Below are 14,420 nucleotides of genomic sequence, written 5' to 3' on the forward strand. Positions count from 1 at the left end.
AATTATTCCGCTTAGCCTAGTAATCGACTGATTTTAAAATATAACTTTCATTACACTGGTGCCGATACTAGGCCTAATGTCGTTGTTAATTGTTCATTTTGTTGTTGTTCTTGCTGGGCTAAATATAAATCTCGATAATCGCCATCTTGCGCAATTAAAGCTTCATGAGTACCACTTTGAACAATTTGACCTTGATTCATAACTAAGATTTGATCTGCATTTTGAACCGTCGATAAACGATGAGCGACGATAATAACGGTTCTTTCATCTTGAATATTATCTAACGCGATCTTGACCGCTTCTTCGGTTTCACTATCAATATTAGCCGTTGCCTCATCTAATAAAAATATTTGAGGGTCGTGAGATAACGCTCGAGCCAGTGCCAATAATTGTCGCTCACCTACAGATAACGATCCGCCACCGACACTTGGATGATGGTGATAGCCCCCTTTTAAACGCTGAATAAAATCATGTGCTCGCACCTGTTTAGCAACAGTCATTGCGCGATCTTCATTAAGCGTTGCATGTGATAACTCAATATTATCCAGCACCGAACCGCTAAAAATGGTTGGATCTTGAGAGACTAAACCAAATATCTTACGCAGCTGTGTTTCTGGTATTGATAATAACGGTTGCCCCCCAACTAAAACTTGCCCTTGCTGATGTTGATAAAAACGCATCAATACATTGATAATAGAGCTTTTTCCACTTCCCGTATGTCCAACTATCGCAGTAAATTTCCCACCTTTAGCGACAAAACTAACATCTTTTAAAACTGGCAGCCCTTGTTCATAACTCAAGCTAACATTGCGAAATTCAATATCACATTGTGGCGGCATCGCTACATTCGTTGTTAACGGTAATTCAGGCTCAGATTGATCATCAAACAACTCAAAAATACGTTTAGATGATACCGTCGCTATCTGCAACTTTCGTAGCTCCATTGATAACTGTCTAAAGGGGTCAAAAAAACGTTCAATATAGTTTAAGAAGGCGTATAGCGTACCCACATCAATAACCGTCGTTAATGAGCCTTTTGCAAACCACGCCACAATTGCTGCCGCAGTTAATGTTGAAACTAAACGAGTCAAAGGAATCAACATTAAGCTATCAATACCAATAGATTTAGATCGAAAAGCAAACCACCGTTGATTTTCCTGTTCAAGTTTGTCCCGAAAAACAGCCTGTTGTCTAAAAGCTTGTATCAATGCCATACCTTGTAGTGACTCATTGAGACGCCCATTGATATGGCTGATCTGTTCTCGAACACCATTAAACACCGGCATCGATATTTTTCGGTATAAATGCATCGTAAACAGCAAGGTTGGTATAAGCACTAAACTAAGTAGCATCAACCGCCAATCAAGCATGGCAATCGCAATAAATATTGCACTAATTCGCAATCCACCTTGAATAATAGTTGGAATAGTAGACACAAACATTTCACGCATTGATTCAGTATCATTAGTAATATATGACACTAAAGTACCCGCTGGTTGTTTATCAAAAACACCAATCGGATAATTCAATATATGACTAAATAAATTTCGTCGGATATCATTAATAACTAATAATGCGCTATGACGAAATGTTACCGCTTGCCAATAAGAAAACAGCGCAGCAATTAAATAAGATCCCATCACGGCCGCAATCAACCACCCTAGTTGCTGCCATTCAAATTGTTGTGGCACAATCACATCATCAACAATAATTTTCGCTAGCCAAGGGATCATCATCTCAGCTGCCACTGCAACCGCTAACAACATAAACGCCACCACAAACCGAGCTTTATGAGGTAATGAATACGCTAGCAATCGCCAAAATAGTGATGTTTTTACCGCCTGAATGTTAAGCATGCGTCACCTCTACTTGCGATGCGAATTGTGCCTTAGTCGCTGAATTAAAGTGTGTTTGACGTTGATAAACCGTTGCGTACCACCCTTGCTGACACATTAACTCAGCATGCGTTCCACGCTCTATTATGCGTCCTTGTTCTAAAACCAAAATATGATCAGCATTGATTAAGTTAGCTAAACGCTGCGTCACTAATAACATGGTTTTATGCCCATAATGCAGCTTTAAATTTTTACGAATTATTGCTTCTGTTTTCATATCTAACGCACTAAATGGGTCGTCTAATAACAAGATATTGGCCCCCGAAAGTAAGGCTCTTGCGAGCGTTAATCGCTGACGTTGGCCTCCTGATAAATTAGTCCCACCTTCATGAAGCATGCTATCAAAACCTTGTGGCATTGATTCAACTTCAGATTTAATGGCTGCCATTTCAGCAACATGAATAATCTCTTCGCGCGTTGCATTTGGTTTAGCAAAAGCAATATTTTCAGCAATAGAACCAGAGAATAACAATGGTTTTTGAGGTACCCAGGCTAAATTTTGGCGTAAAGAATCAAACGTCAATGAATCAATTGCATATTCACCAAGGTATATCTCAGATGGCTTTACCAATGGAAATTGACGCATAATTAAATGCAATAATGTACTTTTTCCACCACCAGTAGGCCCAGTAACACCGACCAACCCCTTCGCTGGGACTTTAACGTGCACATCTTGCAACGCACATTGATTGGCATCTTGATAAACAAATGCCGTAATATTGATATCTAGATTGGGTTCAACATCTTCAGGTAATATTTCACTGCCTTGTTTTACATCGGGTTGTTCTGCAAATAGTGCTTCTAAGCGTGACCATGATGTATTTCCTCGTTGAAACACATTAAATTGCCAGCCAAATTGCATAAAGGGTCCCATTAATTGCCCAAGATAAAGAGTAAATGTTGTAAATAAGCCAATGGTTATATTGCCTTGCGAAATCAACCATGCACCATAAGCCAACGACAAAACAAAAGAAAAACCGTAAATAACCTGAACCGTCGGAGCAAAAGCAGCATCAACCTTTGCCACGGCAAGGTTCGTGGTTAACGTTTTATCTAACGATTGCTCAAAGCGTTGTTCTTGGCGCGCACGAATACCATGTGAACGTACCGCTCTAACCCCTGTTACCGTTTCACGCGTTTCTTCATTTAAATCAGAAAAACTGGCTTGAGCGGCATCAAACGCTTGGTGTAACCGTGAACCATATCTATGCGTGCAATAAATTAATAAAGGAAAAGGCAGTAAAGCAACCGCAGTTAATTGGCCACTAACAACAAAAATCATTCCAAAAATAACCGTAAAGCCCGCAATAAAAGAATCCACTAACGTCATAATGCCCATACCAGTAGATTCTTCTACTGCGTTTAGATCATTGGTTGCGTGTGCCATCAAATCACCAGTGCTACGACGAGCATAAAATGACGGTGACAATAAAGATAATTGGTGAAACAAATCTCGTCGTAGTACGCGTGTTATACCAATAGCGGCACCATATAATCGGCTTTGCCATATATAACGTAAGCCATACATTGCTAATGCAGATCCAATAATTCCACTAATATCAATAAGTAACGACGCTAAATTCAATCTGTCATGGCTGATATCATCAACAATATGACCAATTAACCATGATGGAATTAAATTAAGTAAAGCAACCACTTGCAAGGCAACAATGGCAATCAAATATTGCCTAGCAAACATTCTAATGTAGAGGCGTAACTTCCAAATAATAGCCATAACTTACTTCGCCTTAACCTATCTTTTTATTGTTCGCAATCAGGTTGCAATGTGTTTTTCTGTTGCAGATATACATCAAAATTCATCCCTTGTTGAAGCTCCATTTGTTGCTGTTTATTGTGTGACTCTTGTGCTAAAACTTGTAAAGTCATAATCTCATCAGCGGCTATATCTGCTTTTTTATATGTTTGCAGATGCTGCTGTGACAAACAATGAACTAACGTGTTATATGACATCTTTTCAGCCATCATTTGTGCCAACATCTGAGCAGACGGTGTTAATGATGGTTGATGTACTTTATGCAGTTCTTGTTGAAGAACGTCTTGATAAGCATGAGTGTCAAAAGCAATATCAAATTGTTTTGCAACCGCCAGTAACGCAGAAAACATGTCCTCAGCAAGATCTTGTAATGATTGTTCACCAGTTAATGTCGGCAGCATAACTCCTGGTTTACGCCCTTCAATTGCGACTAATTGCTGACGTTTCTCAATAATCAAACGTTCTTGAGTTGTCATTTTTATACTGGATGTTAAAGCACAGTAAGTCATAAAAATATCAAGGAACTGAGTTTGTGCTTCGCTAATGCCAAAGGGAAGATAAGGGTTATTATCAACACTACGCAATTCAATATATTGCACGCCATGATGGCAAAGGGCATATAACGGTCGTAAATTATCACTGACTATTTTGGGTCTTACTGTGCCGTATAATTCGTTTTCTAATTGCAAAACTGAGCTATTAATCTGTTGATTATCACGCAAATGAATATAACGCTCACTTGGTTGGTTTAATATCTTATACAGATCATCTAAATACCCTTGTTTCGAATTAAAACTCACCGAATAAAATGACTGCTCATTACTGCTATATCCCAAATTACTTAACCGCAACGAGGTTGCCCATGGCAAATAATATGTCTCATCATCTAAGCGTTGAAGATCGTGAGCTTTATTGATCAAATACGTTTTATCAACCGCCGGTGATGCACCAAATAAATAAGCAATAATCCAGCCATGGCGTAATACATTACGTATCAAATCAAAATACCGCTCAGAAATAAATTCATCTAACGGTAAATCACTTTGAGTGTATAAATGCAGCGCTGTCCAAAACGATTCTGGCAATGAAAAATTATAATGAATACCTGAAATCAACTGCATGCGTTTACCGTAGCGGTTTGCTAACCCTTGACGGTAAAGTGCCTTTAGTTGCCCAGCATTTGACGTTCCATAATCAGCAATCTTAATTTGATCATCATTAGGTAAAATAGGAGGCATACTCGCTCCCCATAATATTTCATCGTCAGGTAAATGTGAGGCTACAAAATGATGTAATGTGGCTAAAGAATGAAATGTATCATGACGATCACTCACTGCTGGCGTGACTAATTCTATCTGAGCTTCACCAAAATCTGTGGTTATTGATGGATGTGTTAACGCCGCACCCAAAGCCATAGGATGCGCTAATGGAGAAATACGCTTTTGAGCTGTGCTACGAATTGTCTCTCTTTCAATACCACGACGAATACCCTTTAGTGAATACAACGCCTGATATTGGCTAAAAAAAGACGTGATCGCATTAGTGGTATTTTTATTATGTTTATCTTTCATTTTTATTTCGCAAAAAGTATTAACTCTTATAAGACGAACAAACATGAAAAAAGACGCAAAAAATAGAGAAAAAGATTAAATAAAAATAATATCAAATAAAAACAATAACTAACAGCAACCGTCTGACGTTGGTGTTATTTTTTTTTCATAGACAATCTGCCCGTTTTGATTAAATTCAAAATCACAACATGCCACTAATTGTTCACGAAATTTAACGCGAGCTCGCTGAATTCTGCTTTTAGCACCAGACAATGATAATCCTAATTGATTAGCGACTTCTTGCTGCGGCATGCCTTTAAGTTCAGCTAAACGTAACGGCTCTGCGTATTTCTTTGGTAATGAATCAATTAATGGATATAAGCACAATGCTAATTGCTCATATTCATCTGATATCAAATCATCATCATTGGCAGCTAAATCTTCTGGTAACTCAATAAAATATTGATGCTCACGATAATGATCAATCATGCGATTTTGAGCAATACGGTAAATCCAGCTTTTAAATTTTGTGGAAGAAGTCAGTTGGTGTAGATTATTACTTGCTTTAATATAGACGTCTTGAACAATATCATCCGCTAAATCAGCATCACCGAGTTGCTTCGCTACATAGCGTCGAAGCTGATCTTGATGTAACAACCATTGTTCTAACATAACCCTTTGACCTCAATATGTATGACCAATAATTCCATATTACTAGAATAGTGGTTCGCATGAATGCGTCATATTAACAGAAGTATTGTAAATAGCGACACAAAAAGACCTAATCAAATAAAGACAAAATAAACAAAAACTTAAATAAAAACTTAAATAAAAACACCCTTTAATATATTAGTGCTACCCCTTGCATAACTACATAATATTTTACTGAAAATCATAGCGTATTTAAGATAGACACTTTATGGTTGTGCTTGTTTCTTATCGCAATAACTTACGACACAGAAGAAAATGTCATGCTAATCAAAAACAAGAATATGCTCGGGGCGATGCTAATTCTCATTGCAACTTTATCGTTAACACTTAAAGACAGTGCCGATAAGTACCTCATTCAACATGACTATCACCCTATTCAAATGGTTTTCTTTCGATTTGCGATACCTTTTTTATGCATGGCTATTTTCATGCCTAAACAAACCAAGATCGCTATTCTCGCTACCAATGATAAATTATTACTTCGAGCACTATTATTTTTAGTGTGTGCGGTAACATCGGTCATCGCTTTAAAATATATTCCATTGGAAATGTATATCATCATTGTACAAATGGGCAGTATTGCTTATATGCTTGGTGGCGCCTTATTTTTTAAAGAAACCCTGACACCAATAAAAATTATCGCCACATTATTGGGGTTTGTGGGCGTTATTATTGTTATAAACCCAACCGATATTAATGGTCTACAATGGGTTTATCTATTGCCTTTATTGATAGCGGTTGCTAATTCAGGTTATAACCTTATTACCAAAACCATTCATTCAAGCATCTCATTACTATCAGTATTAATTAATTCATTTTTTATTTTAGGCTTAATATCGACGCTATTGTTAATTGCTCAACCTCAAATGTGGATAACACCATCTTTAACAGCATTGCCCTATTTTATCATTATTCCTATTGTCACCATCGTATCGCAACTGTGTTTAATTAAAGCAATGAATATTGCTGAAGCGTCTCATATTGCACCATTCTTTTACTTTCAAATTATATTTTCTTGTCTTTTTGGATATTGGCTTTTTGATGAACTCCCAACATTTTATACCATTACAGGAGGGATATTTATTGTTGCGGCAGGATTACTTATTACCTATTCCAATTATTTTCCTACAAATAAAAGCAAGAAATAATCAATATAGCTGTAAAAATAAACAGGTTTGGTGATATTCAATCATGATCAAAATGGCTTTTTCTAATAAGCCACCTGATCATAATCATTAACACTATGCGTTTGAATTTACGCCATCATATTACTTGTACCTTGTTACTTTTTCATTAGTCCTTTGCTATTAAGGTAACTCGCTATAAACGGACGTGATTCTTTTGATAACGTTGCAGTTACTGCACTTGACCAATCTTGTTGTTTATTGTGAGTCGAACGCTGCTGATAATATTCAATCGTCTGTTGATCATATTCAGCCAACAGCGGTTTATTTAATGGTTGATATTCATTTTGATGCAAAATCATATCCATCGGTAAGCGTGGTTTTGATTGTGGATCTTGCGCAGGCATACCTAAGCACATACCAAATAATACTGCGCTATACGGTGGTAAATTCAGTAATGCGTCAACCTCATGAGGGTTATTACGCAAGCCACCAATATACACCCCACCCAACCCCATCGATTCAGCGGCTAATAAACAATTTTGCCCCATAATGCCACTGTCTATTGCACCAATTAAGGCTAACTCAGTATATTCAGGTTTAATCTCAGAACTAATTGAGTAATGACGCTGATAATCAATACAAAACACTAAAAACTCAGCCGCTTGAGCAACATAAGGTTGATCACCTGCAAGGTGCGCCAATGCTGCTCGCTTGTTTGGATCAGTTATACGAATAATCGAGGTTGCTTGGATCATACTTGAGCTAGAAGCTGCAATACCTGCTGCAATGATCGCATTTAATTGTTCAGCAGAAATAGCAGCCTCAGTAAAACTGCGAATTGAGCGATGATTCAGCATTGTTTCAATTGTTGTATTCATAACAATGTGCCTATAAAAAGATTTGATTAACCATAATATTAACCACCAAAGCTGCAACAATTTTTTTAGTAATCTATTTTATCAATCTATATTAAATCAAGTATCACTACACTTAGTTTACTATGATATCGACAATAACAAATTATTAAGGCACTAAGGAGCAACTCAATGAAGATTAGTCATATTGATCATTTAGTATTAACGGTCGCTGATATAAATGTGAGTGTTAATTTTTACCAGCGCGTACTAGGCATGCAACTAATCACCTTTGGCGATAATCGGTTTGCACTTCACTTTGGTAACCAAAAAATAAACCTCCATCAATATGGCGCCGAATTTGAACCCAAAGCGCAAACAGTACACATGGGGAGTGCTGACTTATGTTTTATTACTCCGACTGATTTAGCGCAAGCGCAACAACATATTGAACAATGTGGCGTCACAATTATTGAAGGCCCAGTTGAACGTACAGGCGCAATGGGGAAAATCATATCGATATATTTTCGTGATCCTGATGGTAATTTAATAGAGATCGCCAATTACCGAGCTTAAAGCTATATTTCATCAGAATCACCCTACTATTCAGCTGTATCTTTGCGTTTTATGCAAAACTGTTACGCTTATATATCGATTACATCATTTAAAAATAATTAATATACTCTTTCCAACAAATCATAAACAACAAAAATAAAGGTATTATTATGAATAAGCGTATTGATATTGCAAAAGTTCAACCAAAAGCATTAAGCGCAATGTTAACGATTGAAAATTACTTAGCTGAAACTGAACTATCAAATCAATTAAAAGAAATTATTAAAATTCGCTCATCAATGATCAATAAATGTGCTTATTGTATTCAGATGCACACTACAGCTGCATTAGAATTAGGCATCGATCAACAAAAACTATTTGCTATTTCTGCATGGTCAGAATCACCATTATTTGATAATACTGAAAGAGCACTATTAAAATTAACAGATGAGATGACATTAATTTCAAATAATGCTGTTACTGATGAAACCTATGCTGAATGCTTTAGTTTATTAGGCGAATCAAAATTAGCAGAAGCGATGATGCAAATCATCATGATTAACTCATGGAATCGCTTTGCACTAGCGACTAAAATGAAACACTAATTATAATACTTACCCCCAATGTTTAGTTTAAATATTGGGGGTTTTTATTTACAATTTTTAAGTACTATATGGTAAATTATGCTTAATAACAAAGGATATTATTATGTTAGATTTACTAGGAGTATTTGAGCAAGTTGTTGTTTGTGGTAGTTTTTCACAAGCTGCGAAAGCATTAAATATGGCTCCATCATCAGTAACACGAAACATTGATAAACTTGAAAACAAGATCAAAACCACCCTGTTTAAACGTAGTACTCGTCAATTAATATTAACTGAAGATGGTCAATATTTTTATCAACAATCGATTAAAATACTTGAGCAATCTCGAAATTTATTATCAGAAATGCAAGGGAATAATAATACACCAGAAGGTACTTTACGTATTTCAGTATTTGAAACTTTTGGTAACATTTATCTAACTCACTTAATACCTGATTTTTTAAAACGCTATCCTAAAATAAACATTGAGCTAGAGTTAGATAATAATTTAGTTGATTTAAACAGCGATAATATAGACATTGCTATTCGTATTGGTACGCCTCTTGATAGCAATCTTAAAGCACGACACCTTTTGACTAATACCACCTCTTTAGTTGCGACCCCTGAATATATTAAAAATCATCCTAAAATAAAAATGCCACAAGATCTAAAAGATCATAACTGTTTAATTATCAGCCATGAACGTCAACGCACTAATTGGTATTTTACTTCAAATAAGACACAAACTAAAATATCAGTAACTGGTAATTTAGCATCAAAAGGTGGTTCGCCATTATTAAATGCGGCATTACAACATTTAGGTGTCTTATTATTATCTGATTGGATGGTTAAACCCTATCTTGCAAACAAACAATTAGAAGTCTTATTGCCTAAATGGTCAGTAACGCACAATGAAAATACCAGTGGCGAAATCTATGCGGTTTACAAAAGTGCGCAATATCTAAAACCACAGATCAGAGCGTTTCTTGATTATTTAGCTGAACGGTTACAATAACCCGTTACTACTCACGCTCTGTAGTTGCTATGATCATTTGATTGTTCGTTTGAAATAGTAAATCAAACAGTAAAGTAAATATAAACGTATAAATTAAGAAGAAGACTAATATTGCCATTTCCATCTTGACGGCCTTTATCAAGCTGACATCATACCACCACATATACAGTGGAATCGTAAATAAAAATAGCCCAAACTCAAACGATATAGAGTGCGTTAATCGAACATAGAGGGTTCTTTTTTTGATGTGTAGCTTAACTTCTATTAATTCAAAGCAAGAATTAAATACGTAATTCCAAATCAAGGCTATCGTTGACACCATACAGGCGACTGGCAGCGAATTAGAGGATTCACCATGGTTGAGCATCGCTAATAAAAAAGTGCTCAATATAATTGCTAGTGTTTCAAATGATATGGCATACACAAGCTTACGGGTACGAGGTGCGAGAACAATCATTAAACATACCTTATGTTTAAAAATCCGGTCCGCCCCGAAATTATTCTAACAATGTAAGCTACGGTTTCTGCTTAGATCTTAATTGTAATTCGATGAAACTAAAAAGCAACGACGCTAACCATCTTATTGAAAATAGATTAAATTATGATATTTACACAACAACCTATCACGCGTTCCTCACCGCAAGGAACGACGGATTTAATAGCGACTAATCATTAACATAAAAGACAGTATTAGCTTATACAACGGTTATCTTTCTACGTACTAATATCTGTTCAAATAATCCTAATTGCTTTTCTGACAGTTGACCACAATTGATAACCGTCTGATTAAGATTACTTAAATAATCACGTTCCCAATGGGTTAAGTCTTCAGAATGTAACAGTAATACCGTGTTAATTTTATTTTTTAACGCGAGATTATTTGTCATTCTCCCATTCCTTATCCCAAGCTTGTTGTGCTTTAATATTTTCAATACGTTCACGAACACTCATTGTTCGTTTATTCACGGCTAATGGCTTTTTTTTCTTTGGCTTAGTCGTCGCTTCTTTAGCTGTAGGCTTTGTCATGGTTTACCTTATTGATTTTGAATATACAAATCTGGTTTATGCTGACAGATAACTAAGTCTTTGAAATTAAAAACAACATAATTAAAATGCGTTAAGTTTTAGCAAAGGATGTTCATTATGAAATATAAATCCACATTGCACCGTTGCATAAATTAGAACAATAATAATAAAGAATATTTACCTATATGTTCTATTTAACGTTCAGATTTTAAGAAATTTGCGTCATTATAACACATTTTTCATACAATTGCTGGAGTGATATTTTTACCAAAAATCAAGTTCGTACTCAGAAAAAATATCAACTCTAATACATTACTCCTATTGATACGCATTGCTATAAACATCATAAAAATAAGTTTTTTGTTTGCATAAATATCATTGATTTTTTAGGTAGTAAGCGCATATTAAACCCAAGTGATATTACATCAATATCACTGTTTAATCTGTCGTTGGCCAAGCAGACCAACCTCAAAAAATAGAGGTTAGTGTTATGAGTAAGTCGCTAGATACCAAGAAAGGTAATAAAAAACCATCTTTAACGACAAAAGAGAAAAAAGCTAAAAAATTGGCAAAAATCACTAAAAAAATAGCAGCTAACAGCTAACGTTAGTCTGTCATTAGCAAAGCTTCTAATACATCACAGCGATTAGAAGCTTTGATATTGATATATAACTACAATCGTACTTTCTACCTTACTATTTCACTACAATAAAAATCAGCATCTGCTTATACTATAAAAAATCAAACTATTTAAAATAGCATTTTACTTTACCGTTAATTTTCTATGCTCTAAATAAATAATAGATAACAAGCTATATTGAATATAATGTAGAGCCTATTTGTTTTATTATTGACTAATATCCGTCACTGGAGATGTTGGAAAAAAGTGTTCTACTGTGTATCTAAATGATGGTAAAGCAATCTGTTCGTGAATAACATCAAAATAGGCTGTCTCAATTTTTAACTTTTTAAAACCGCGTTTATTCAATCTTTCTTCCTGATTTTCTACATTTTTCACTAAAGATGATTGTAATGCCCCCGTCATTAATAATTCAGTATCCCAAGTATCTGAAGCAGCATATCTATCTTCAACAAGCTGATCAAAATAGTCATTAAATTCAAGTATTTGATGATGAATTGTATGCCGAAACGCTGGATCATAAGCAGCATAAGAATTAAATACCGGATTAAATGGATCATCTAGCATCATAATTGTACTCGACATATTACCACCGAAGGAATAGCCAACTAGTAGTCTCTGCTCTGAGCTAATATTGTAATCCTTCTCAACTAAAGGAATAAGTTCTTCAGTTAAAAATCTAAAATAATTAGCCAAACCTGGTTGAATATAATCCACCACTCTTTGATCACGAGGACCTTCACCAATACTAACCAATATGACTTGTGTTCCAAGCTCATCTAAAATATCGTCATACTCACTGCTAGTCCACTGGCCATCAGTGGCATAAATTACTGGATAGGGGTGTCCGTCAGGATCATAATCTTCTGGTGTATGTACGTAAGTTGGATATTCATGAGTGCCTATTGTGCCTTTTAGGGCATCAACTGTATATTTTGACTTTATACGGTAGGTTGGTTCACCATAACGATCGTAGAGGGAATAATCATGGTCAATTTTACTGTCGCTACCATTACAACCCGTAATGATAACTATAATGATGAACAACCATGTATTTACCAATTTTTCAAACATAGTGCTTAATCCTTTATCACTTTATATCAATAACCAGCGCTATCCATATCCTGTAATAAATACTTGTATTCGCTAATTACTGTCTATAGATGTCTCATTAAATAAATATGTTTTTTAACAATAATTACATTACGTTGTAATTATTAAATCACCGACTGGAATAAACAAACATTGCGATAAGCATCAAAATAAAATAATCTATATTATGTGTATATAAAAATTAATGTAATATATATCTCATTGTGCTTCATAAGCATAAGTTATTTACATTAATATTTGTGAAGTAACAATATAATTCTAATTGCTTAATATTATAATTTCATACGTATACTTCGCATTCATGTTTAGAAGCAACTCACAATAAAACAATATTATCGTTTTCTTACATATATTTAAATATTAAGCAATAACGATTCTTTATTCTTTTATTACAAGCTTTCAGATAATATATTTAGCTTAATCGCACCCTCTCGATGATTCTAAAAAACTTTTCATTCCTATTCTACTTACAGCGTTTAAATAATATTTAAATTAAATATCATCATAAGATGTTCGATCGCGTCCGTAACCTCACTGTAAGGAATTACGGAACAAGTTGATTTGAGAGTTTAGTGAGATCATAGTTTACAAAATATACCCGTTTTATTTCACAACTTAATCAGGTTCAATAAGCAGCACTACTATTGATAGATTATTCTATTTACACACTTTGAGATTGCACATGCTTTCAGTATTCAACGCCGCAGAATTGTTCTCACTCATTCTTACTCTCACGACCTTAATAACAGGTATTGTGTTCGCGTTAGATAAGTTCGTTTGGCAACCTAAACGTAAAGAGCAGCCACAGAAAAGTAGATCAGCTTGGGTTGATCAAGCGCGCTCACTGTTTCCAGTATTGTTTGCTATTTTGATTATTCGATCCTTTATTATTGAACCTTTTCAAATTCCAAGTGGTTCAATGCAACCAACCTTACTACCTGGTGATTTTATTGGCGTAGAAAAATTTGCTTACGGACTACGCGATCCTATTTTTCACAAAATATTAATTCCCACGGGTAAGCCACAACGTGGTGACATTACAGTGTTTATTGATCCATCTAACCCAAAGATCGATTTAATCAAACGTATTGTTGGTCTACCAGGTGACACTGTTATTTACCAAAACAAAACCCTTTATATTAAACCTGCTTGTAACGGTCAAAAAGTTTGCCCTGCTGCACAAGAAGTACCTAAACAATATGTTGGCTTAACGAACTTTACAGAGCAAGGCGTGCGGTTAAATGAATACAACGAGCAACTAGGTAAGGTTAATCATCACATTTTGCGTGATCCTGCATTACCAGAACAAATTTACCGTTATTACCAGCAGCCAGGCTCACCAATGGGCGAATGGATTGTACCAAAAGGCCATTACTTTGCGATGGGTGATAACCGTGATAACAGTTTAGACAGCCGTTACTGGGGCTTTATGCCGAAGCAAAACTTAATTGGCAAAGCGACCTTTATTTGGATCAGCTTTACGTTTAATCATAATCCAAATTCAATGTGGCCACATTGGTTACCTAATGGAGTTCGCTTCAACCGTATTGGTCACATTCACTAGTATCACCACAAC

General features: G+C 35.4%; 14 protein-coding genes. 5 read left to right on the forward strand and 9 right to left on the reverse strand.

What is annotated here, in order from left to right:
* Nucleotides 1–50: 50 nt before the first annotated feature.
* The 4 genes from VXS03_RS02345 to sigZ all read right to left on the reverse strand — a co-directional run bounded on the left by VXS03_RS02345 (nucleotide 51) and on the right by sigZ (nucleotide 5,891).
* Nucleotides 51–1,856 carry an ABC transporter ATP-binding protein gene (locus tag VXS03_RS02345; RefSeq protein WP_327761768.1) on the reverse strand — a complete coding sequence of 602 codons (1,806 nt, stop codon included), beginning with the start codon at nucleotides 1,854–1,856 and terminating at the stop codon, nucleotides 51–53.
* Nucleotides 1,849–3,630: an ABC transporter ATP-binding protein gene (locus tag VXS03_RS02350; RefSeq protein ID WP_327761769.1), complete on the reverse strand. Its 1,782-nt coding sequence runs from the start codon at nucleotides 3,628–3,630 to the stop codon at nucleotides 1,849–1,851. Before VXS03_RS02350 ends, VXS03_RS02345 begins: the two co-directional genes overlap by 8 nt.
* Nucleotides 3,631–3,656: 26 nt before the next feature.
* A complete protein-coding gene (gene gshA, locus VXS03_RS02355; protein WP_327761770.1) occupies nucleotides 3,657–5,240 on the reverse strand; it encodes a glutamate--cysteine ligase in 1,584 nt (527 codons plus the stop codon).
* Nucleotides 5,241–5,348: 108 nt separating this feature from the next.
* Nucleotides 5,349–5,891, reverse strand: a complete 543-nt coding sequence (gene sigZ / locus VXS03_RS02360; RefSeq protein ID WP_327761771.1) for an RNA polymerase sigma factor SigZ — start codon at nucleotides 5,889–5,891, stop codon at nucleotides 5,349–5,351.
* Nucleotides 5,892–6,190: 299 nt separating this feature from the next.
* On the opposite strand from sigZ, the gene VXS03_RS02365 reads away from it, so the two are divergent.
* Entirely contained in the window at nucleotides 6,191–7,078 is an 888-nt protein-coding gene (locus VXS03_RS02365; RefSeq protein ID WP_327761772.1) for a DMT family transporter, read from the forward strand.
* Nucleotides 7,079–7,212: 134 nt separating this feature from the next.
* Here the strand turns inward: VXS03_RS02365 and nfsA are convergent, their stop codons facing one another.
* Nucleotides 7,213–7,935 carry an oxygen-insensitive NADPH nitroreductase gene (gene nfsA / locus VXS03_RS02370; protein ID WP_327761775.1) on the reverse strand — a complete coding sequence of 241 codons (723 nt, stop codon included), beginning with the start codon at nucleotides 7,933–7,935 and terminating at the stop codon, nucleotides 7,213–7,215.
* A 168-nt stretch (nucleotides 7,936–8,103) separates the two neighbouring features.
* On the opposite strand from nfsA, the gene VXS03_RS02375 reads away from it, so the two are divergent.
* The 3 genes from VXS03_RS02375 to VXS03_RS02385 all read left to right on the forward strand — a co-directional run bounded on the left by VXS03_RS02375 (nucleotide 8,104) and on the right by VXS03_RS02385 (nucleotide 10,065).
* Entirely contained in the window at nucleotides 8,104–8,487 is a 384-nt protein-coding gene (locus VXS03_RS02375; RefSeq protein WP_327761776.1) for a VOC family protein, read from the forward strand.
* 149 nt (nucleotides 8,488–8,636) lie between these two features.
* Nucleotides 8,637–9,071 (forward strand): carboxymuconolactone decarboxylase family protein, encoded by a 435-nt coding sequence (locus tag VXS03_RS02380; RefSeq protein ID WP_327761777.1) that lies wholly within the window; start codon nucleotides 8,637–8,639, stop codon nucleotides 9,069–9,071.
* Between the two features lie 103 nt (nucleotides 9,072–9,174).
* Nucleotides 9,175–10,065 carry a LysR family transcriptional regulator gene (locus VXS03_RS02385; RefSeq protein ID WP_327761778.1) on the forward strand — a complete coding sequence of 297 codons (891 nt, stop codon included), beginning with the start codon at nucleotides 9,175–9,177 and terminating at the stop codon, nucleotides 10,063–10,065.
* Nucleotides 10,066–10,072: 7 nt separating this feature from the next.
* On the opposite strand, the gene VXS03_RS20250 is transcribed toward VXS03_RS02385, so the two are convergent.
* From VXS03_RS20250 to VXS03_RS02400, 4 genes are all read right to left on the reverse strand, one after another.
* Nucleotides 10,073–10,522 carry a PACE efflux transporter gene (locus VXS03_RS20250; RefSeq protein ID WP_442957407.1) on the reverse strand — a complete coding sequence of 150 codons (450 nt, stop codon included), beginning with the start codon at nucleotides 10,520–10,522 and terminating at the stop codon, nucleotides 10,073–10,075.
* 238 nt (nucleotides 10,523–10,760) lie between these two features.
* Nucleotides 10,761–10,952: a hypothetical protein gene (locus VXS03_RS02390; RefSeq protein ID WP_327761780.1), complete on the reverse strand. Its 192-nt coding sequence runs from the start codon at nucleotides 10,950–10,952 to the stop codon at nucleotides 10,761–10,763.
* Nucleotides 10,942–11,091 carry a hypothetical protein gene (locus VXS03_RS02395; RefSeq protein WP_327761781.1) on the reverse strand — a complete coding sequence of 50 codons (150 nt, stop codon included), beginning with the start codon at nucleotides 11,089–11,091 and terminating at the stop codon, nucleotides 10,942–10,944. The genes VXS03_RS02390 and VXS03_RS02395 overlap by 11 nt, the downstream gene beginning before the upstream one ends.
* Before the next feature lie 847 nt (nucleotides 11,092–11,938).
* A complete protein-coding gene (locus VXS03_RS02400) occupies nucleotides 11,939–12,805 on the reverse strand; it encodes an alpha/beta hydrolase (RefSeq protein WP_327761782.1) in 867 nt (288 codons plus the stop codon).
* 721 nt (nucleotides 12,806–13,526) lie between these two features.
* Here VXS03_RS02400 and lepB point away from each other — a divergent pair.
* Complete coding sequence (lepB, locus tag VXS03_RS02405; RefSeq protein WP_327761784.1) at nucleotides 13,527–14,408, forward strand: signal peptidase I; 882 nt, start codon at nucleotides 13,527–13,529, stop codon at nucleotides 14,406–14,408.
* Nucleotides 14,409–14,420 lie beyond the last annotated feature (12 nt).

Origin of the sequence: Photobacterium sp. S4TG1, from assembly GCF_036040035.1 — a bacterium.
GTDB lineage: Bacteria > Pseudomonadota > Gammaproteobacteria > Enterobacterales > Vibrionaceae > Photobacterium.